Source organism: Longicatena caecimuris (genome assembly GCF_004341945.1).
Taxonomy (GTDB): Bacteria; Bacillota_I; Bacilli_A; order Erysipelotrichales; family Erysipelotrichaceae; genus Longicatena; species Longicatena caecimuris.
The window spans coordinates 65,772-88,677 of record NZ_SMBP01000010.1; the positions used below are offsets into that span (position 1 = coordinate 65,772).

Annotated in this window: 15 protein-coding genes; 3 read left to right on the forward strand and 12 right to left on the reverse strand. The window is 38.4% G+C overall.

Features of this window, described 5'->3' with window-relative positions:
- Positions 1 to 95 precede the first annotated feature (95 nt).
- The 3 genes from EDD61_RS07450 to EDD61_RS07455 all read right to left on the reverse strand — a co-directional run bounded on the left by EDD61_RS07450 (position 96) and on the right by EDD61_RS07455 (position 7,495).
- On the reverse strand, positions 96 to 5,627 hold the full coding sequence (locus EDD61_RS07450) for an FILTED domain-containing surface protein (protein ID WP_132224847.1): 5,532 nt from the start codon (positions 5,625 to 5,627) through the stop codon (positions 96 to 98).
- Positions 5,628 to 5,801 (reverse strand): hypothetical protein, encoded by a 174-nt coding sequence (locus EDD61_RS13820; RefSeq protein ID WP_165877201.1) that lies wholly within the window; start codon positions 5,799 to 5,801, stop codon positions 5,628 to 5,630.
- A gap of 491 nt (positions 5,802 to 6,292) precedes the next feature.
- Positions 6,293 to 7,495: an AfsR/SARP family transcriptional regulator gene (locus EDD61_RS07455; RefSeq protein WP_008687186.1), complete on the reverse strand. Its 1,203-nt coding sequence runs from the start codon at positions 7,493 to 7,495 to the stop codon at positions 6,293 to 6,295.
- A gap of 511 nt (positions 7,496 to 8,006) precedes the next feature.
- Between EDD61_RS07455 and EDD61_RS07460 the strand changes: the two genes are divergently transcribed.
- Positions 8,007 to 8,489, forward strand: coding sequence for an HD domain-containing protein (locus tag EDD61_RS07460; RefSeq protein ID WP_008687185.1), 483 nt, complete (start codon positions 8,007 to 8,009; stop codon positions 8,487 to 8,489).
- A gap of 113 nt (positions 8,490 to 8,602) precedes the next feature.
- Here the strand turns inward: EDD61_RS07460 and EDD61_RS07465 are convergent, their stop codons facing one another.
- Positions 8,603 to 9,919, reverse strand: a complete 1,317-nt coding sequence (locus EDD61_RS07465; protein WP_132224849.1) for an MATE family efflux transporter — start codon at positions 9,917 to 9,919, stop codon at positions 8,603 to 8,605.
- A 62-nt stretch (positions 9,920 to 9,981) separates the two neighbouring features.
- Here EDD61_RS07465 and EDD61_RS07470 point away from each other — a divergent pair, with 62 nt between their 5' ends.
- Positions 9,982 to 10,779, forward strand: a complete 798-nt coding sequence (locus EDD61_RS07470; RefSeq protein ID WP_008687181.1) for a MerR family transcriptional regulator — start codon at positions 9,982 to 9,984, stop codon at positions 10,777 to 10,779.
- 356 nt (positions 10,780 to 11,135) lie between these two features.
- On the opposite strand, the gene EDD61_RS07475 is transcribed toward EDD61_RS07470, so the two are convergent.
- From EDD61_RS07475 to EDD61_RS07500, 7 genes are all read right to left on the reverse strand, one after another.
- Positions 11,136 to 12,227, reverse strand: a complete 1,092-nt coding sequence (locus EDD61_RS07475; protein WP_008687180.1) for an ABC transporter ATP-binding protein — start codon at positions 12,225 to 12,227, stop codon at positions 11,136 to 11,138.
- 15 nt (positions 12,228 to 12,242) lie between these two features.
- Positions 12,243 to 12,416 (reverse strand): DUF6903 family protein, encoded by a 174-nt coding sequence (locus EDD61_RS13825; protein ID WP_008687178.1) that lies wholly within the window; start codon positions 12,414 to 12,416, stop codon positions 12,243 to 12,245.
- Positions 12,403 to 14,583, reverse strand: a complete 2,181-nt coding sequence (gnpA, locus tag EDD61_RS07480) for a 1,3-beta-galactosyl-N-acetylhexosamine phosphorylase (protein ID WP_008979371.1) — start codon at positions 14,581 to 14,583, stop codon at positions 12,403 to 12,405. Before gnpA (EDD61_RS07480) ends, EDD61_RS13825 begins: the two co-directional genes overlap by 14 nt.
- A 9-nt stretch (positions 14,584 to 14,592) precedes the next feature.
- Positions 14,593 to 15,459, reverse strand: a complete 867-nt coding sequence (locus tag EDD61_RS07485; protein WP_008687174.1) for a carbohydrate ABC transporter permease — start codon at positions 15,457 to 15,459, stop codon at positions 14,593 to 14,595.
- 12 nt (positions 15,460 to 15,471) lie between these two features.
- Entirely contained in the window at positions 15,472 to 16,353 is an 882-nt protein-coding gene (locus EDD61_RS07490; RefSeq protein WP_117548161.1) for a carbohydrate ABC transporter permease, read from the reverse strand.
- A 73-nt stretch (positions 16,354 to 16,426) separates the two neighbouring features.
- Positions 16,427 to 17,761, reverse strand: coding sequence for a carbohydrate ABC transporter substrate-binding protein (locus EDD61_RS07495; protein WP_008687170.1), 1,335 nt, complete (start codon positions 17,759 to 17,761; stop codon positions 16,427 to 16,429).
- Between the two features lie 141 nt (positions 17,762 to 17,902).
- The gene (locus tag EDD61_RS07500; protein WP_132224851.1) at positions 17,903 to 18,994 is read right to left on the reverse strand and encodes a radical SAM/SPASM domain-containing protein; all 1,092 of its coding nucleotides are present in this window, start codon (positions 18,992 to 18,994) and stop codon (positions 17,903 to 17,905) included.
- Between the two features lie 241 nt (positions 18,995 to 19,235).
- Here EDD61_RS07500 and EDD61_RS07505 point away from each other — a divergent pair, with 241 nt between their 5' ends.
- Entirely contained in the window at positions 19,236 to 20,687 is a 1,452-nt protein-coding gene (locus EDD61_RS07505; protein WP_132224853.1) for an arylsulfatase, read from the forward strand.
- 43 nt (positions 20,688 to 20,730) lie between these two features.
- Here EDD61_RS07505 and gnpA (EDD61_RS07510) read toward each other — a convergent pair whose 3' ends face one another.
- A complete protein-coding gene (gene gnpA / locus EDD61_RS07510; protein WP_132224855.1) occupies positions 20,731 to 22,893 on the reverse strand; it encodes a 1,3-beta-galactosyl-N-acetylhexosamine phosphorylase in 2,163 nt (720 codons plus the stop codon).
- Positions 22,894 to 22,906 lie beyond the last annotated feature (13 nt).

Here is a 22,906-nt window from a genome sequence, read left to right on the forward strand (position 1 = left end):
AAGCTGTTGCAAATGAGCCTTTCTAGGTGATATGCAACAGCTTTTTTATTTTGGTCAAAATGCAGAAAAGACGCGAAGTGCGTCTTTTCTTTACATTAAGCTTTTTGTTTTTCTTCCTGCTCTACTTCTTTCCATCGTCTGTCTAAAATAAAGACAATAAGCTGTACGATAGCAAAACATAGCATATAAATTGTCCAGTTATCAATAATAACCATCGGCAAACTCATATCCTCCGTTAAGAAGAAGACAATGATTGAAATAATCGCAAGCAGTAAGGCAAGACTTCTTATAAATAAGCTGCGTTTTTCTTCCTGATAATCTTCTTCCTCATCATAAGAATACGTCTTATCATTTTCTAATTTCTCTTCATTTTTACTTTTTGATAATAACAGAAGTATTGCCAGTAATACCGTAATGATCATGCATATGAAATTCATGATCGCCCAGTTTGCTTCCGTGCCTTTCGCTTTCGGTGTTACATGTTCCTTAATTACTTCTACATCCCCATTTGTTAACGGTGTCTCATTTTCATCAACATGTTCACTTTCTCCATTTGATTGCGTATTCCCCATTATGTTTGGTGCGAATGGTCTTGTATCTGAAACTGATGGCATCATAGGCTGTTCTGCTACGATTGGTCTATTCGTTGTTTCTGGAAGCTGAGGAGCATCAACGGTATTGCCTCCATTCGTTGGAGGTATGGTATCAGGTTTATCTGGTGTTACAGGAGCATCTGGCTCCTCAGGGTTTTGAGGAGTATCTGGCTTCTCGGGATCACTTGGTGTCACTGGTTTTTCAGGTTCTTTACTTGCTTGAAAAACAACCTTAAACGTCGTATCTTTTGTTATGATCATATCGATGGTCGGTTTTTTATTTACCCAGGACGCACTTTCTTGCTCATATCCTTCATCTGCTGTAGCTGTTGGAATCTGATCAACCCTTAGTTTACCACTTCCATGTGTTGCAAAATTTCCTTCTTCATCTCGTAATGTCACATATACACGATCAAAAGCAACCGTTCCATGTTCAGCTTCATAATGAACTGCCACTTGATATTTATCTGGAATGCCGTCTCCTTTATCGGGATGCTTTGGATCTGTCCCATGAATGTCTTTGGTGTAATGAACAACGATTTCTTTATCTTCCGCATCCATGCTGCCTGTGATTATATGATCATTTTCATTTTCCAAAACATAGGTATCCACATGTGGAGATGTTATTTCATAGCGATTCAGATAAGCAATCTTTGTTTGATAATCTTCAGCTACGCGATTGCCATCCTCATCAACATATCGAATAATCAATTGATAATCAGCCGTTTCAAACTTGGCTTTAAACGTCATCTTTTCTTTGATTTTCATACCAGCTTCTGGCCATACTGGATACCATTGTAGGCTGCTTTGGTCATAGCCTTTATCCGCAATTGCCAAAGGAATCTGCAAAGCTGTTAATTGACCGTTTCCAGTTTGTGAAGGCTCATTGTTTTCATCATATAGGGTTACATAGGTCTTCCTTGTTCCAATAAGTGTACCATTTTTTACTTCATAGTTTACTTCAACTTGATATTTATCTGGAATGCCATCTCCATGATCAGGATGAATAGGATCTGTTCCATGCTCATCTTTAGCAAAGTAAGCATAAAATACGGTATTTTCGGTTATCGTATATTCGCTTGGATCCTTAATCTCTATCCCTTCCTTATTCGACACCGTTTTAACGATCCATTTATCAAAAGTATAACCAGCAGCTCCTTTTGGTTTTGGTGTCTGATAATCTATTACATTTTTAAGTTTCGTATTTGCTAACACTTCATTATATTGAGTAGTCCCTTCTAATGCACCATGTTCTGCCACAACGAAATTTACCCTTAATTTTTCTTCACGCTCATCCGGAATTCCATCATGGTTGTCATCCTTTGCAAATACTGCCTTGACAATCGTATCGCCGTGAATCACATATGCGCCAGGTTCTGCAACTTCTAAAAGTGCATGTCCATCTTTATCAACGATCACCCATTTATCAAACACATAGCCATCTTCTGCTACCGGTGTAGGTTCTTTATAATGCTGTGCGTCATGAATTGCTGACTTGACCAAATAATTTTTATATGTGGTTGTTCCAAGTAATTTTCCATGTTCTCCTGCTATAAATGTAACCGTAAAGCGCTCTTCCTGATAATCCGGAATATGGTTACCATTTTCATCCATTGCCCATACGGCATACAGTGTCGTTGTTTCCATAATGGTGAAGTAATCCTTTGGCTGTAACATCTCTTGAGGTGCCTTGCCATCTGTCGGAATCACTGTTAGTGGCTGTTTGCTCCAACCGATGAAGATAACATTTTCCTTTGGATGAGTGAAGGCATTATCCTTTACTAGTACTTGATCGTTTACATGATACGTCATTTCATCGATGACACTTCCACTGCCACCGTTTGCATCATAATTCATCGACAAAGATTCTTGATAATCTGGAATATGGTTACCATTTTCATCCATAGCCCATACGGCATACAGCGTCGTTGTCTCCATGATGGTGAAGCTATCCTTTGGCTGTAACATCTCTTGAGGTGCCTTGCCATCAGTCGGAATCACTGCTAGTGGCTGTTTGCTCCAGCCGATGAAGATAACATTTTCCTTTGGATATGTGAAGTCATTGTCCTTTACTAGTACTTGATCTTTTACATGATACGTCATTTCATCGATGACACTTCCACTGCCACCGTTTGCATCATAATTCATCGACAAAGATTCTTGATAATCTGGTATCTGGTTACCATTTTCATCCATAGCCCATACGGCATACAGTGTCGTTGTTTCCATAATGGTGAAGCTATCCTTTGGCTGTAACATCTCTTGAGGTGCCTTGCCATCTGTCGGAATCACTGTTAGTGGCTGTTTGCTCCAACCGATGAAGATAACATTTTCCTTTGGATATGTGAAGTCATTGCCCTTTATTAGTACTTGATCTTTTACATGATACGTCATTTCATCGATGACACTTCCACTGCCACCGTTTGCATCATAATTCATCGACAGAGATTCCTGATAATCCGGAATATGGTTACCATTTTCATCCATTGCCCATACGGCATATAGCGTCGTTGTTTCCATAATGGTGAAGCTATCCTTTGGCTGTAACATCTCTTGAGGTGCCTTGCCATCTGTCGGAATCACTGTTAGTGGCTGTTTGCTCCAGCCGATGAAGATAACATTTTCCTTTGGATGAGTGAAGGCATTATCCTTTATTAGTACTTGATCTTTTACATGATACGTCATTTCATCGATGACACTTCCACTGCCACCGTTTGCATCATAATACATGGATAAAACTTCATTCTCATCAGGTTTTCCATTATGATTTTCATCTGGTAAGAAAACAGCTTTATAAGTTTCACTTACCCACACATGATCCTTCTGTGTTGGCATAATCTCAAAATCATATACTTTCTGCTGATTTGGTGTCAGCCAATAAGCAAATACATAATCATCATTCGCATTATCATATACCACTTTTGAACCTGCTGGTTGACCAATCACCGGATTCACCTGTTCTGTTTCCAATGATAATTTTCCTACGCTGAGTACATTTCCCTCTTCATCAACAATCGGCTTACCATCTTTACCTGTGATACTATATTGTATCGTTACATATGCTAATTCTTTATATTGTGCAATAAACGTAACATCTTGATAAAAAGCTACCTTTCCCTGTACATATTCTTCAAATGTATATTTTTCATCGTTTGATTTCCATGCAGGGTCTGCAGCATCATAACCATGATCCGCGATAATTAGCGGCATTTGATAGTTATGATCAGTCCAATTTGTTCCTTTTAATACTTCCATATAGAAAGAACCATTCTCATTAGGTAGTAAATTTTCAGTAAAGGGATTATTCATTAGTTTTCCATGTTCCCCTTCTTGAAACGTGATACGTATCCATTGCGTATCATCCTTGATCCATTTGGCAACTAACGTGATTTCCTTTACTTCTTCATCGTTTTCAACGAGTGTTTGATATGCTGTTTTTGAAGCGACTTTGGTGTCCTTGTAATACCAACCATCAAACGTATAACCCTTGCGCATTGGCTGATATCCAATATTCACAATGTCATCAAATTGCACTATTTCATCAGCAATCGATGCATTATTTTCATAAAGACCGCCTTTTAAATCATAATGCACCTTATATGCATGCAAAGGTTCCCATAAAGCGGTAAAGGTATAAGTGATGTCATAATCATTTTCATACTTCCAAACATCTTTTACTTGAATTTCATCATGCGCATGGTAAATCTTATCCTCATCCTGTAATTTCCATCCTTTGAAAACATACCCTGGACGAGTTGGTGTTTGTTCACTCACTTTGATTATATTTTCTTTTACATTTGTATCTGGATGATGATAAACGTTTTGATCAGTAATCGGGGTAACCGATGTTCCACCATTTAAGTCATATTTAACTTGAATATTTACGATTTTAGCAGCAATCTTAAATTCTCTATATTTCAGATTCGGTGTGGACTGGCTATAGAAAAAAGCCGTAGTACATCCTTTCTCAATCGCCAATTCTCTTGCTTGCGTGTTCTTAAAAGAATGGATTGGCGTATAGATTCCTCCACGATAAATCGCTTCTCCTGTAGTAGCATCCAATCCTTCTAAAGTTGATGCATTATGATGCAAAAACTGTGTGCCTGCCGAATAGCCTGTTGGCACTTTTACGAAAAATTCCACATAACCATCTTCATCTATCACTTCATGTGAGCGGCCTTTCTGCATCTGCTGAATGGTTTTTCCATCCTCGCTATAAAACACCTCGACATTAGAAGATTCTTGCGCAAAGATAAAATGCCAACCTTCTTTTTCTGTATTCTGATATATTGCTACAAAGGTGGCATTCGCCGAAAAGATAAGCTTCGCTATATCTTCATTTGTATATAGCTTATCTTTATCCTGTGTATTTGATTCATCTTCCTGCAGTGACCATCCCATAAATACTTGTCGCGAATCATTTGGGATAGGGGTAGGAATTTGATTGTCAATTAAAGAATTGTTTTTATATATTTGCTGTTCATATTTATCGGAACTGCCATCGATTGTTCCATTGGCAGGATCAAAGGTAATGGTGATAAGTTCCTCTTTATTCCCTTTATGAAAAACGAATTTTGTATCCTCATAAATTGGTGTCTGATTGGGGACGATTGCATTTCCACCAGGGCCATCTTTCGTCCAAAATCCACCATTAACGATTGGTGCATGTTTGGGCATTTCACCATGCTTCACATACTCTATTGTTTCTTCTTGATTCACAATGTAAACTACCTTATGCATCGTTTCTTCATACGGCTGTGTTCCTTTTGTTAATGACGCTTGTTTTTGATCTTTTGCGACTTCTATCGTAAGCACTTTATGCAAATTACTGCCATCATTCGCTTTTAAGGATATCTTACTTCCAGAAATAAACGGCTTTTGATCAAGCATCATGTTAATAACACGATAACCATTTACCAGTGAAATTTGGGTATCACCAGGATCATTACCATCCGTTAAGATCATATTGATATCATCAAGAATTTCATCAGCTAACAGAACCTTAACATTCAAAGAAGGTTGCTTGTTTGCCATTTAACGCAACTGTTCTTTGGTAATCACTTGAACAGAATCATTTTCCATCGTTACTTCCACAACGTTGCCCGTCGTTGTCTTTGTCGTTTTTGCCGTGATTGTCATAAAATTACTCGGTACCAGCTGTAACAACAAGGCAAATATCACAAATATTTTAGCGCATTTTCTTCTCATCTTCTCCATCTCCTTTCTCTTTCATTTATACTCCCTAACATAAAAATAAAGCCACCACTGACTTTACTTTTTCATTATATGAGCAGACTAGTTATAAAATGGTTTTATTTTAAATCAGCTACTGTTTTCTTTTGAAAAAAAGACGTGTTTGGGCTTAGGTAACATTTGAAGTGATTCTTTTTAACCCCTTTTTTCAGCATGTTTTTATTACTTTTCACAACGATACATATCAGTGCATAAGAAACTACATCCTTGGTACACTAGATAACGATAAAAACGATATTTCCCCTCAGATAATAAAAAGAATATCCAAAATCTTTAGCAATCTGAATTAAGGGTTCGTTTAGGGGATTAAACTTTAGAGGGCTTAAAGATTTGTTTGTTTTTTTACTTTTCTCCCTAAATTTCTGGTGAAAACCTCTAAAAAATTTGGCTATCTAATAATTAATTGCCCTAAAAAAGAACAGAATCGCTTCTGCCCTTTTTGTTTATTATTCTGCTTCCTCTGGATCAAGTAATTTTGCTTCCGTGACATAATAATTCAGACGTAATTTCTTATTACGGAATTTTTTATAAAAGCGATGACTGATACGCTGAATAATCAGATAAGCATTTTCTACCGTCTGACAATCTACTAAGACAATAAATTGTCCTTCATTGATTTTCGCAAACAAATCATTCTTACGTAAGGATAACGCAATCAGATGTTTCACCTTGTTCACTACTTTAAATACTTCTTCTTCTTTATCATCTTCATGACTGATTTCAAAAGATATCAGATATAAACGCTTATTATCTCGCATAGCGCTTTTCATGACCAACTCGTACATGTACTTAAACATTTCAAAGGTACAGTAGAATCCGCCTTCTTCCTCGGTTCGTCTTGATAGTTGTTTCAATAAACTATCAATTTTTACACGTTCAATGTTTTCATGATCACTCATGATGGCATCATATAATTCTTTAAATCGCATCGATAAACCTGTTCCAAGCTCTTTTACAAAAGATTCATTTAAATCATCATAATATCGCAATGCTTTGTGATAATCACTCGTTTCAAGTAAGCCTTTCATATAATAATAGTGCAGACCTTCATAAAACGGTTCTAATAAGATTGCCTGATAATTTAAAGTCATCATTTCCTCATATTTTTGCTCTTCCAACAGCTTCTTACATATCTTTATCACGCATTTCACATACGCATGCCGATAGAATTCACATACTTGTTGTGTCCACATAAGCTGTGAATTTGATATATAAAATTTCCCCTTATATAGGTCTACCATGCGATACGCTATCTTCATCGTTTTTGCACTGAGATTCTCCTCAAATTTGATTTCTTCCCAAAGATTACCAAATTCTTCCGAATCAATATGCCATTCAAAATCAGGATTTAACTGATAACCCTGTTTAACGGTCAAGATCAATTCCTTACCTTCAAAAAAAGGTATTTTTTGTACATCCTTTCGAAAACGATGAATCGTAAACTTTAACGCGCTTATCGGATTATCGCTTTCCGGCCATAAAATTTCGATAAGCGTATCTTTGTGCACCGGTTGTTCACGGTAATAAAGAAATACCTGAAAAAGATTTACCAGCTGTTTTCCAAGATATTCGGTGATAATCGCTTTTTCTTTGCCACATGTAATCGTGAATTCATTAAAAAGTGTAACGTCAAAAATTTCCTTTGCCATTTCGCCACACGTCCTTTCACTTATTTTCTATAAGTTTTGAAATGCCCTACTATCTATCCGCTAGAAATAATGTACATAATGTTGTTCCACCTTCCATAAGGCTCCCATCCTTACAGAAGAAACTCGTTATACTGTTTTTAAGATAACGATGAAGATAGCTGCATTTACATCCTATTTTTGATTGCAGTTTTGTGTATGGAAGGATTACACAAACACGCGAAATAATCCTATCCTTCGTTACTATTTTAGCATTCTATTACATGCAAGTCAAATAAGCGATTATGCAAGATAAAAAAGTAAATAATCTGCCATTTTTATGCATTTTTAGGACAATAACCACATATAATATATTCTTCTTGTTCGGTAATTTTATTGCGTAAATAGTAATTATGGTTAGTTTTTATGAACACGTTAAAAAACTTTGTCGAACAAAGATACTTATGACCAAAACACTCTGAAAGCCTATACAAAGCACTGTATACATGCTAGAATAATAAAAAGAGGTGATGATATGGACCGCCTGGAATTAATACGCGAAAAAGTTGATCAAGAAATCAACAAATTACAAAAAGAAGAAACACGTAAATTCGCTTATATTCATACGTATGGTGTTGCACAAGCCGCAGCGCTTTTGGCAACCATTCGGAAAGCTGATGTAGAGCTTGCCTGCATAGCGGCTATGCTACATGATATTGCTTTATATACGGAAAATTGTCCTCATGCTGTTCACGCCAAACGCAGTAGTGAATACGCGGAAAAGCTATTAAACGAAACGAAGGCCTTCACTGAAGAAGAAGTTCAGATCATTCGTAATGTCATCGCTGTTCATTCTGATAAAATGAGTCGTCATGATGGTACGATATCGGAAATCTTAAAAGATGCCGATGTCTTACAACATTACTTATATAACGTAAATATTAAGCTATCGGAAAAAGATAATTATCGTCTCTTCTATTTGTTAGAAGCACTAGAAAAAATACAGAATCAAAAATAAGCCTGTTTCCTACATGATTTCTCAAATATTACCCAGACATGTCCACATGCTGTATATATAAGAGTTGATCATGAAAACAGGCTTTTATAATACATATCAAACGATTCTAAGCATTAAGAAGATACTCGCTTTCTCTTTTTATATTCCGTATGCATAAACCAAGTACTGCATAATAAGGTCATACATTCACATAACAAGGTCGCAAGCCATATGCCATCTCCTTGAAACAGCCATCCCAGCACCCAGATAGAAAAAGCTATGAATACAAATCCCCGTAACATAGAGATTGTAAAAGAATATCGGTTTTTTTCCAAAGCTGCAAAATAACCACTATATATAATGTTATAGCCAATAACCAAATAACATAGGGAAAACATGCGAAAGGCTTTTACACTATCATGAAATAAGGGCTGTATATTTGTATCAATAAATATGGAAACTATAAGCGGTGCTGCCAACAGGCAGAAACCAAGGGCAACAATTGATATTGTAAATGTTGATATACGGGCATAGCGTAAAAATAATGCACAGGTCGCGGGCTCCTTTTTTCCATGATAAAAGCTGACTAAAGGTTGTGTTCCTTGTGATATTCCTGTAAAGGTCATCATCACCAGATTGTATATATACGTAATCACCGTATAGGTGACAATTCCATCATCCCCTATATATTTTAAAATAGCATGGTTAAAAAGAAAGACGATGACGCCTGCCGACATTTCCGTGATAAAGTCAGCTATACCGATAGGCAGAATGCGCTTATACACCGACATATCTAAAGTTGTACGACACCAATGAATATTTCCCCTTTTCATCAAAAAATGAAGAAAGAATACGGTAAAAGTTAACACCTGTGATAATCCGGTAGCTAAAGCTGCCCCTTTGATTCCCATAGGAAATACAACGACTAAGACAAAGTCCATCACAATGTTTGTGACTGCCCCAACACTTACGGCTGCGGTAGCTAAACGAGGAAATCCATCTGTTTTTACTAATACTTCTAAAGAATACGATACGATGAAAAAAAAGCTGAACCATGCGATTGTTCCCAAATAATCCAGCACATAGGGCATCGTAGCTTCACTAGCACCTAAAAAGCGTGCTAAATCATTTAAGAAATATTGTGCAACCAACGTAATAACGATACCGCAGACGCTTAAAAACAGTGTATTTCGCGTAAATGTCTGATTCGCTTGTACCAGCTTATTTTCTCCTCGAAAAATAGCCACGACCGTCGATGTCCCAACGGAAAATAAAATGGAAAAAGCAAATATAAAATTTATATAGGGCATAGCGATATTGACTGCTGATAAGGCTTTTTCACCAACAAAACGTGCAACATAAATACCATCGATCATCGTATATAAATTAAATACTAGCATTGATACTATGGATGGCACGACAAATTTTAAAAACTGTTTTTTATGATTCATAAAACACCTCACTTGCATGAGCATTATAAACCTTGGTATAATACCAGAGTCAAGAGGTGTACATGAAAAACTACTATAAAATTAATGAAATTTCTAAATTATACAATATTGGCGTAGATTCCTTACGTTATTATGAAGAAATCGGTATTCTTCATCCCATGCGTGACAAGAATCGCTATCGGCAATATACGACAAGTGACATTTATCGTTTGAACATGATCCGCGATTTACGTAATTTAGGATTCTCCATGAAGCATATTGCCGCCTATTTAGAAAACCGTACAATTGAAAATAGCCTTGCCTTTATGGAAGAGGAAGAACGCATTGTCGATCAACGTATTCAAGAGCTAAAAAAACTGAAAAAGGATTTACAGCGTCGTAAAGCTTCTTTATTAAAAAGTACCAAAGTTGTCTTTGATAAGATGGAGCTTTTGCATCTTAACCAACGTAAATGTGTTTCCTTAGCTACTGATGATATTCACGATGATATTGAATATCAATTGATTAAGCTCAGCAAAGAATATGAAGACAATATTTATACAATCGGCAATTTTCACACTGGCTGCTTTTTGAACATTGAAGATAAGAACCATATTCATCCTTCCTCTGTTTTTATCATGGAAGACACTTTAACAGATTATGAATTCACATTGCCTGAGGGTCTTTATCTCAATCTTTATTATCAAGGACCGCGTGATCCTGATTATCAACATTTGAAAATGATGATCGAATATTGTCAACAGCATCACTATACGATCGTATCGGAAGCCATGGAGTTTTTTGTCATTGATGTGCATGAGACACGCCAAAAAGAAGAATATATCACCCAACTGCAATTACAAGTATGCCAAACGAAATAAACAATAGTATCTCACTTTCTGATGACGTAGGATATTTAAAAAAGCTTGCTTAAAACGGTTGTGTTTTCAAATTTTTAACGCTTCTACAATTACTTACATATCCATTGATCTTATCTGGTCCTTTTATTCCTAGCTATTGATTTGGTAACATCATGCTTATAAGATATTATAGAAACATTTCACATAAAAAATCCCGCTTATCACGGGATTTTTTGTCAATCTGCAATTCCTTCCTGATGTCAGATCGACTCTTCCTATAGCTGAAGAGGCTATATATTAGAGGAGGGGACATGCTATTTATCCATATCTGCCTCTTCAGCAACACCTTTCCTTATGGAAAGATGGGGGAATTCTTATTATACAATCGTTAATTCTGTTTCTTGATCGAAGAAATGTACCTTACTTAAATCCATAGCAAGTTCAATCGTTTCATGTGCACGGGCTTCCATACGTGCCGCAACCTTTGCTTCTAAACGTTGTTTGCCCCATTTGCCATGCAGGATGAATTCATGACCTAGCAATTCGCTGACATCTACATCAAATTGGAAATGTGCCGTTGGATACGTATCGGCAACGATACCTTCACCATGCAAATCTTCTGGACGAATACCCATCACAATTTCTTTGCCATCATATGGCTTCAATGCTTCATGGAACATTTCCGGCAGTTTGATTTCATGATCATTACAGATAAAGCTGTGTCCTTTGCAAATTCCGGTTAAGAAGTTTGTGGCAGGTGCTCCCAGGAATCCGGCAACGAACATATTGGCAGGATTATTATAGATTTCCTTAGGACTTCCGATTTGTTGAATATACCCTTTCTTCATAACAACAATACGGTCAGCCATCGTCATAGCTTCGGTCTGATCATGAGTTACATAAATCGTTGTCGCATTGATACGCTCATGCAATTTGATAATTTCACTACGCATCTGCACACGCAGCTTTGCATCCAGGTTTGACAGTGGCTCATCCATCAAGAATACTTTCGCATTACGTACAATCGCACGTCCTAAAGCAACACGCTGACGCTGTCCGCCTGATAAAGCTTTGGGCTTACGATCCAAATATTCTTCAATTTCCAGAACACGTGCAGCCTCATGCACACGTTTGTCGATTTCTTCTTTTGGCACTTTTTTCAGCTTTAAGCCAAATGCCATATTATCGTAAACACTCATGTGTGGATACAATGCATAAGACTGGAAAACCATCGCGATATCTCTATCCTTTGGTTCCACGTCATTCATCAATTTGCCATCAATGTAAAATTCTCCGGCACTGATGTCTTCCAACCCGGCAATCATACGCAATGTTGTTGATTTACCGCAGCCGGATGGTCCTACAAAGACGATAAACTCTTTGTCTTTAATCTCCAGGTTGAAGTCAAATACTGCCTGGACATTATTGTCATATATCTTATCAATATGTCTTAATGATAATTCAGCCATTCTTATTACCTCCTGTTATTTGTATTTTCTGTTGTATAAATACAGCAGAACGAGCAATCCCGCAAGGCCGATGAATTCCATGCCTAGATTTGCCACACTGACGGTTTTCTGTCCGACAATGATCAGTCCAAGAAACACGAAGAACAAGATTGCCATGATTATATTTTTCACTGCATTATTTTCCATCATTTATCACCATCCATCTTATTTCACCAGGGGCGAGTGTTACTGCGACATGATTGCCTTCTCCATCATACACATTTGTTTTTTGTTCTTGATTGGTATTATTTAGAATTGCATACATGTTGTTATCCGGATATGCATGAACTTCACAATAGAGGTTATCTGCATACCATTTTTTAAATTCTTCTTCTTTATGTGCCGCATAATAGAGAGAACGCAGCAGTACGCGTGTATTCTGCGTGCTGTATGGAAGACCAGCAATATAAACGCCTCTTCCTTTTCCATAAGTATGTGCACCTAAATGTACTTCGCCGTTGCTGTAGGAAATAATCTCGGTATCTTCATTCAGCGCATAAATGTTTCTCATACCTTCACCAAAGTCCAATTCTTCCACTACATCTTCCGTAATGAAGTGACTTGCTAATGGGGTGTGGAAATATTTATCCGTGTGTAGTGTGAAACCTAATTCTTTATCGACACCTAAAGCATCCGCCAGCTGGAAGAATCTTCCGCCGTTTTCAACTGCTGCTGGTTCACCAATACCGACAAATCCACCGCCATTATAGATCCATTCACGCATCATGGAGATTAATTTTTCATTCTTCCAAACATCTCCACCGGAGAATGCGGTGTGGGCATCCCCTGCATTGATGATAACATCAATATCTTCTGGGATACCATGTTCCAACACCTCATCGAAGCTGAGGAAGACAACATCTACGCTGGCACCACTAAGCGATTCAAGCATACCATTGTATGAGTAAATTTGTTTGCAATACAAGCCATGGGCAACCATATATGCATGCCAGCTGCGTAAAGCACCCCAGCTGTTTAAGATTGCTACCTTTAATCCGCAATATGGTGTTTGACCATGTACACGATCATAGATTTCACGGAATTCATCACAAACTTTTTCAATATAGTCTACAAACTTTGGAAATTTGTAAGCTAAGCTAGGATATCCGCCATAGCCGATACGATCAATTGGTTTACGCATAATCGCACGACGTGCACTTAACCAGTTATCAATTGCCTCAATCGTCGGATCATTTCCTTCATAGAAGGTATCCGGGAAGAAATATGGAAGGAATCTTCCTTCGTGATATTTCACACCGGGAATATCGGAAATCAAACGCAAGGTAGCACCTCCGCCAACACTTCCGACAACAGCATCTAAGCCGATTTCCGGAAAGTATTTGCCATAAGGCTCCGTACCAATCCAGTTATCTCCCAAAAACATCATAGCTTCTTTGCCAGCATCATGAACCAACTGTACCAATTCTTTTGCCGTTTCCGCAACAAAACGCTGTTGGAAATCAATGTATTCCAAATATTCTTTGGTTGGTACACAGAAAGTTGAGTTGTAGTATCCATTATCTACAAATACTTCTGGGCGTAAGCGATAGCCATAGGCTTTCTCGAAGGCTAAAATTGCCTCAGTAGAAACACTAGCGCCATATCCACACCAATCCACAAATTTTTCTTTTGCCAGCTTATTGAAGATTAACGTAAAGTGATAGAAGAACGTTGTAAATCGTACGACATCACAGCGTTTATTCTCTTCATCAGCCAACCAGTCTTTTAAATATTGTACGACATATGCGCGAGAGAAAGGTTTTCGTACATCAAAGGGAATTTCATGAGGTTTATCACCCCAGTCATTGGTGATGTGATTGTACATCTGTGTTGGATCCCATAAGATATAAGCCAGAAAAGAAACGGTATATTCATGGAACTTCTTAGCATGATGTATCGTAAGCGTATGGTCTTTTGTATTTATATCCCAATCCTTCACATCAACAACTTCTTGTGTTGTACGATCAATAACTTCCCACCATTCCTTTGGATCATGGTCATAATCCGGTGTTACCTGCTGATCAAAATATTCAGCCGCAAAGGCAATCGTAATTTCTTCTTTATCGGCTAGTGTATAAGGACTCATCAGATAGATCTGCTGACATTCCTCCATATGCTGCTGAGCAAATTCATTATGTCCTCTGGCAACAAAATAAGTCGTATAAATTTTGGCATCTAACGATTTGATTCCTTCATCCAGCTTAGTGCCGTCACTGTCACGAATGGCATCGGCACCCCAGCGTTTCAGCAGGTCTTTACTTTCTTCAAGGAAATTAGATTCTCCAGGTAATGTCACTCTTCCAGTCGTTTTTCCCATAATCGTCTCCTAATCTTTCAAACCGCCAAGGCTCATGCCCTCGGTCAGTTTCTTCTGTACTAAGATGTACAGAATCAGTGTCGGAACCATGACGATTACCAAGCCGGCATACATAACACCAAAGTCTGCAGCCGCTCGCTGATCTGCCATCAAGAATTTCAAACCGACACCCAAAGTTGAGTTGTCTTTTTCCATTAATGTAAAGGCCATGATATATTCATTCCAGAATGCTAAGAATTGGAATAAGATAACCGTAATGATACTAGGTCTGGCCATCGGTATCATGATCTTGGTCATTGTCTTAAAGTATCCGCAGCCATCAATCAAAGCCGCCTCTTCATAAGCTTTCGGCAAAGTTTGGAAGTAGCCGCTGAGCAAATAGATCGTAAATGGCAGCGACGTTGCCGCATATATCAGTGACAGCATGATTTTATTGTTTAAGAACACATCCTGTACCTGTAATGCAATTTCCCAATGGAACAGCATAACATAAATCGGCAATACAATATAGTTCGTATTAATGAAAAGTCCTGCCATAAATAATGCATTAAAGAATTTCTTTCCTTTGAAACGGAACCGTGCCAATACATAAGATGCAGGCAGTGCAACGATCAATAGGAAGAATATACTCATCGCCGTTACAATGACGGAATTCACCAGGTAGTCACCCATGCGCGCTTTTTGAAATGCAGTCGCAAAGTTTGACCATAGTACCTGTGTAGGTAAGCTCCAAGGACTGCGCTGAACTAAATCAGACTGACTCTTTACACTGGCCATGAAGACCCACACGATTGGTACGATAATAGTGATTGCTAACGCGATTAGAGCGACATAAACAAACACTTTATATAGCGAAAATTTCTTTTTTTCTTTCATTTTGTTTACCTCCTAGAACTCTAATACGTCACGTTTTGTAATATTGTTCAAAATGCCCGATAAAGCAAATGAGAACAGGAAGATACATACACCAGCAGCCATACCATAGCTGTAGTTGCCGGCAAATGCTTTATTATACATATAGTTCAATGGTACTTCTGTGCCTAGAGAACCTTCCGTATTAATCTGGACAAACATGAAACTTAAGTTGATCGTAGAAATAACGAAGAATGTAAGTGTTGTTCGTATATTATTCCAGATAAGCGGTAAGGTAATCATAAAGAACTGTTTGATCTTACCGGCACCTTCCAAAGAAGCTGCTTCATACAGGTTTTCCGGAATGGATGACATGCTCGCCATGTACATAACCATATAGTAACCAATTGCCTGCCAGATCAATGCTACGATAATAGAGTAATTTACAATATCCGGATCCCCCATCCAAGCTCTTGTCAAGCCACTCAAACCAATCATTTCCAAGAAGGAATTCAAGATACCATTGGATGGCTGATAAATAGCCGCGAAGATACCGGCAATAACAACGATACTTAAAATATTAGGAATATAGAAGATGACACGGAAGAAGTTCTTTCCTCTGAATTCTTCTCTTGTCAGCAGGGTTGCGAATAAGACAGCCAGTACTAAAGTAACAAGTGTTACAAGCGTAATGGTTAAAATAATATTCTGCATAGATTCAATAAAACGTTCATCGGAGAATAATACTTTAAAGTTGTCTAAAGCGACAAATGCACCGTCATGAATCAAATCTGTCTTATCAAAGAAGGATTCTTTAAAGACGGTAATCGTTGGTACAGCAATAAAGAGGATAGCCAATATTACTGCGGGCGCCAGACATCCGAAGATAAATGTACGCTGGGCCTTCTTTTTGTTCATATAGAAACCTCCAATCTTTTTAAAAAGCGATGAACTGGATGGCTCATCGCTTAATTATTACCAACTTTTTTACTTATTTAACTGGGTTAGCTTTCAGTTCTTTCCACAGTTTAATCAGTTCAGATTTCCAAGTGGCTACATCTTTCTTGCCAGTTGCGATGTCATCAATTGGTCCATATAAAGATGCGTTGAAGTCCAGTTTAGGAAGTGCTTTTTTGTCGTATGCTGCATAAGATGCACCAACGATAGTTTCCACGTTCTTTTCACTATAAGTAGCGAATGCTTTACCTAAGTCAGAGTTCTTGTCAATCTTGTCAGTGATACCCTTAACAGGAGCAACGATATCATGTTTCAACATAATTTCAGCGCCTTCTTCAGAGTAGATGAATTCCAAGAATTTCTTAGCATCAGCTGAATTTTTAGCCTGCTTAGGAATCCAAGCCTGTTCTGTAAAGGATGCAATTGCACGTTTACCATCTTTTTCGAATGCTGGCAGAGCCATAACGCCCCATTTGAATCCTTTTTCTGGAGTTGTTTTGCTCATTTCATTCTTTACCCAATAACCATTAGGCATGAACAATGCTTTACCATCAATAACAGCCTGCTGGTTGTTTGTAAAGCCATCTTTTGCGTTAGCGTTTGCTACCGTATCTTTAAACAGATAACCGTTTTCTTTAGCAACTAATTTACCAACAGTTTCAAGAATCTTTGTACCTTCTTTTGAAGTCCAAGTAGAATCATCATAAGATAATGCTTTATCTAGGATACCTAATTGTTTGTACATACCGATCAATGTGTTATCGAAGTAACCTTTTACTGGATATGTGAACAATGCTGGTCCCTTTTCTTTCTTCAGCTGATCACCTAAAGCAAACATTTCATCCCAAGTAGATGGTAATGCATATTTCTTACCTTCACCGATCAATTCAGCATTGTAGAAGAATGCACCTGGAGTATACATGATTGGTGCTAAATAGTTCTTTCCATCACCTAAATATTTAGATACGGAACTATCAGCAAATGCTTGATCAACATCTTTTGCGTTTGCGAATACATCAGAGATATCCATAACTTCGCCGCTGTTCAGCTGGCTTTCTGTGAATCCTGATTTCTGTCCTACGTTGTAGTAAACCAAATCAGAGTAAGTACCTGTAGCGTTTTCTTTATTCAAAACTGCTGGTAAGTCTTTTTCAAAGCGCATCTGAACGTCTACTTCTGGGTATTTCTTTTCAAATGCTGCTTCCAGATCCTTCCATACTTCCTCTCCGTTACCACCAGAGAATGAGTCAAATTTCAGAACTCTTTTTTCTCCGCCGGATTTGTCAGCGTCATCTTTCTTGCTGCCGCATCCTGTAACAACGCTTGCAACCATCAGGCCGGCACAAGCTAATGCTACCATTTTCTTCATAAAACTGTTCCTCCTTCATTTGGATTTGTTTTCCATACCTAAATATTACATAATGAAAGCGTTTTATACAATCCCTATATTGTTCTGTTTTTTATATTTATTGCTTTTTTGATAATAGAAACAATATTTCTTCCCTTTCATTCACTTACATTCTATTTCATATGAAATATCAGCTAAGACAATTGGTAATACATGTACTAAAAATTCCCGATACCCACAATATCCAATCGTTTCCTCTAAATAAATATCGCGTTTGCGCTTGCATCCTCCACGACAAAAATTAAGATAGGAGCACGTTTGACATTGTTTAGGAAGTTCTTGTTTTAAGAATTGCTCTGCCCTCTCACATTGTCTTGCTGACGTCAGGGAGTGAGTAGCAAGCGTTCCGCAGGCAAATTGTGGCAATGCATAAAAATCACATGGATAGATGGTACCATCTGCTTCTATGACATACTGAAATGCACAGCGTCCCAGCCGCCCACAAGTTAAGGGTAAAGAATCCATACACATGAGATACAGATCATCAAATAAGCCGATATGTAAGGGATGCCCCTTTGAAATGCCTTGATGCCATAAGTGAAACATCTCGATGTAAAAGCGAGCAAATCCCTGTGCCGATAAATAACGATGTTTATTTGTCAAATCCGGTAAACAGGGAATCAATTGCACATATTCCATCTTATGCTGGATGAAAAAATGATACAAGGCCTTAACATGTGCCACACTTTCCTCATGCACCACACTTAAGATATTCACTTTCACACCATGCCTTTGTAATAATTCATACGCACGCAGTACACGCCAATACGTCTTTTCCCCTTGCGCATCTTTTCGCATATGCTCATGCAATGATTCATAGCCATCAAGTGATATTCCTGTTAAAACATCATGCTGTTTTAAGAAAAGGGCCCAGGCTTCATCCAGCAACAAGCCATTTGTCTGCAGGCTGTAACGTATTTGCTGTTTATGTTGTTTTTCTTTCACCCGTTTGATAAAAGAGATAAAAAAAGGCAATCCAGCTAAGGTAGGTTCTCCACCTTGAAACGCAAAATGAAGACTTCCCTCATCATCTACACATGCAAAAGCGCGTGCAATGACCAGTTCCATCACCTCATATGTCATAACACCTGCAAAATCCTTGCGATGATTTGCGACATCATGGTAAAAACAGTATCCACAAGCCATATTGCAGGCCGCACCTGCCGGTTTGATTAATACACTAAGCTGTTTCATATAGAACCTTCCTTCCCTGATCTTTTCTTTTTCATGCGTATTATTTTATTACATCATTTGGTAGAATGAAATATATTTATTATATAAGATGGTCTTTTTTATGAGTATCTTGACATCTTTTTCGGCATCATTTTACAAACCGTCTGTTTTTTCTTATAATGAAGATGTTGTAAGCTTACGCAAAGCAAAGTATCTGTTTATAGCGTAGCGTATCTCCATATAAAAAGTAAAGGAGTTTTCTATGAAAAAAGCAAATGTCCTCTTATTGATGTGTGATCAGTTCCGCGGCGACTGCCTATCCATTGCACATCATCCGGATGTAAAAACACCTTATTTAGATTCTTTAGCGAATGATGGTGTCTTATTTGAACAGGCCTATTCTGCTTGTCCCAGCTGTATTCCCGCTCGCGCTGCTTTGTTAACAGGGCGAAGTCAAAGAGCACACCGGCGTGTCGGCTATGAGGATAATATTCCTTGGGAATATGAGCATTATTTGGCAGAAGAGTTTAGCAATGCCGGCTACCAAACGCAATGTATCGGCAAAATGCATGTTCATCCGCCGCGGTTATTATGTGGCTTTCAAGGATTGAAGCTGCATGATGGGTATTTGGGATGTTATCGAGGCAATGATATACCACATTGGATGCATCAAGAGGTCTGTGATGATTATCTGTTTGACTTACAAAATAGCTTAGATCGCCATGCGGATGTCAATGCCAGCGGTGCTGAGTGTAATTCCTGGGTCACTCATCCATGGATCTATGAAGAACGATTGCATCCTACCAATTGGTGTGCTGATAACAGTATTCGTTTTTTAAAGACAAGAGATCGCAGTAAGCCGTTTTTTCTCATGAGTAGTTTTGTTCGTCCGCATCAGCCATTAGATCCTCCGCCTGCTTACTATGCAATGTATAAGGATAAGCAACTGCGCGAACCTACAAAAGGTGATTGGGATGATGAAGCGATGACAAAGCAATATGGCTTTACAAGTGATTCCATCTATGGTTGTAATGATGCAGCTATGCGTCATGATGCTATGGCTGGATATTATGCTTCCATCACGCATGTAGATCATCAGATTGGACGTATTCTCAGTGCCCTTCGTGAAGAAGGAATGTATGAGGATACCATCATCCTCTTTGTCAGTGATCATGGTGAAATGCTGTTTGATCATAGCCTATGGCGTAAGGTTTTCCCTTATGAAGGCAGTACCCATATTCCCTTCCTTATGCATATCGGTAAAAACATTGCGGATCTTCTTCCTAAACGCATACGGGGTATCTGCGAATTACGCGACATCATGCCAACTCTGTTAGCTTTGTGTGACTTGCCGATTCCTGAAACGGTGGATGGTCTTTCCTTGTATGATACGATTTTGCATGATACAGAGATCAAACGCTCTTATCTGCATGGCGAACACAGTTTTCATTCGGGATTCAGTAACCACTATATCGTAACGCCAACAGACAAATATATCTGGTATAGTGAAACTGGCAGGGAACAATATTTCCATCTCGCCAATGACCCAAATGAAACACACGATGCTCTTCATGATGTACAATACCAGCAACGCATTGAGCAACTGCGTAAATATTTAATCGCTGAATTAAAAGATCGAGAAGAAGGATATAGCGATGGTTCTCGTCTATTTTCCGGTAAATGTGCCAAAACCATCTTACAACAAAAGTATTAAAAAAATGAGGGAGTGACTTTTCTTCACTCCCTCTTTTTTATCATCATTTTATCGAAAACCAACGAATTTCCGTGGCCGCTAGGGTAAGAGCATAACTTTCCCTATCTGTATATACCGTAGTCGTCTGTTCTTCATATGTGTTATTCACGACACAATAGCTTTGGGTATTTGGATATACATTGACCTCCACATTAGGATTTTCACTGTACCATGTCTTGATTTCATCCTCTTTGCCAGCCGCATAAAATAAACAGCGATATAACAATCGAGCATTTTCAAAGCTGAATGGCAATCCGCGCAAATAAACACTGCGTCCCTTTCCATACGTATTGGCCGCAAACATGATATTATGACGGTCATCTTTTAAAACCGTGGTTCCATTTAATGCATATATATTTTTTACTTCTTCACCAAAATCGATCGTCTCAGCAAAGTTCTCCGTTAAGAAATGCTCTTTCTCTTCCCAGTTGTATTTATCCGTAGACAAAGAGAATCCTAATTCTTTATCGACCCCTAAGACATCATAGAGTTGGAAGAAATGACCATTGCGCTGATAAGCCGTTGGCTCCCCAACACCGATAAAGCCGCCACCGTTGTATACAAAGCGACGCATTGCTTCGATGATACGTGGGTCAGCCCAATACTCGCCACCACTATAGGCAGTATAAGCGTCTCCGGCATTGATAATAACACCGGCATCATCTAAAACATGCGGATCCTCTAGAATATCATCAAAGCTGATGAATGAAACATCAAATGGCATACCGCTTAAAGCCTCTAATACACCGGAATAAGAATAAATCTCTTTATACCACAATGCATGCGCCACCATATGGGTACCCCAACTGCGCACCTTTCCCCATGCATTTAATATCGTCACTTTAAATGGCATACAATAAGGTTTTGCCCCATGTACATGATCATATAACTCACGGAATTCATCACAAACATGTGTGATATACTCCACAAAATCAGGGAACTGCAAAGCCAGTTTCAAATAACCGCCATAACCAATACGATCCAATGGAGAACGTAAAATTGCACGTCTTGCGGTTACCCAATTGACCTTAGCTTCCTGAATAGGATCGCCGCCTTCACAGAAGACATCCGGGAAGAAATATGGTAAAAATCTTCCTTCGGTATACTTCACACCAGGAATATCCGAAATCAAACGTAAGGTCGTACCATTGCCAACAGAACCAACAACAGCATCAATTCCTAAGTCCTTGAAATATGGTCCAAATGGTTCTGTACCAATCCAATGATCGCCCAAAAACATCATGGCCTCTTTTCCTTCTTCATGCGTAATATCGACAAATTGTTTTACCAGTTTGGCAACCTCACGCATCTGGAAGTTCATAAAGTCTTTATATTCTTTCGTAGGTACGCAGAAGGTTGAATTATGGTAGCCTTGCGAAATGATATATTCCGGACGGAATTTGTATCCGACTTCCTTTTCAAATTGTTCCAGAATATATGGGGATACACTGGCACTATAACCAAACCAATCCACAAATTTCTCTTTTGCTTCTTCATTAAACATCAGGGTAAACTGATGGAAAAACGTTGTATAACGAATCACATCGACTTCCGGATGTTCCTTACACCATGAACGTAATTTTGCTAAGACATACGCTTGCGTTTTCGGCTGACGAACATCATAGGTCATCTGATGCTCCTCATCTTTCCAATCATTGGTTATCGCATTATACATATGTACTGGATCCCATATTACAAAAGCCAGAAAGCTTACGGTATAAGCATGAAAAGGAATTGCCTCTTGAATGACGACCTCACCACATTCTTCCTCATACAGCCATTGTCCATAAGGAATGATGTCACCACTTGTACGATCAATTACTTCCCACCAGCGACTGATGTCATCAATCGTATTAACTTTTAATTGTTTTTCGTAATAATGTTTCATTAATGGAATGCGTAGAGTTGAAGTGGATGCTGTCATGAAATCACTCATCAGATACATCTGCTGGATTTCTTCCGGATGTGCTGTGGCCCATGCATTATCTTTGCGGGTCGTATAATAAGTCGCATACTGTTTCACATCCAAGTCACTCAATTCCTTTGGCATGTTGGTACCATCGCAATCGCGAATGGCGTCTGCGCCCCATAAATCAATGATGCGCAGGGTGTCTTCAATTACATCTACATCGGTCGGCACGGTTAAACGGCCTTTGTTCGTTTTCATAAACGTCCTCCTT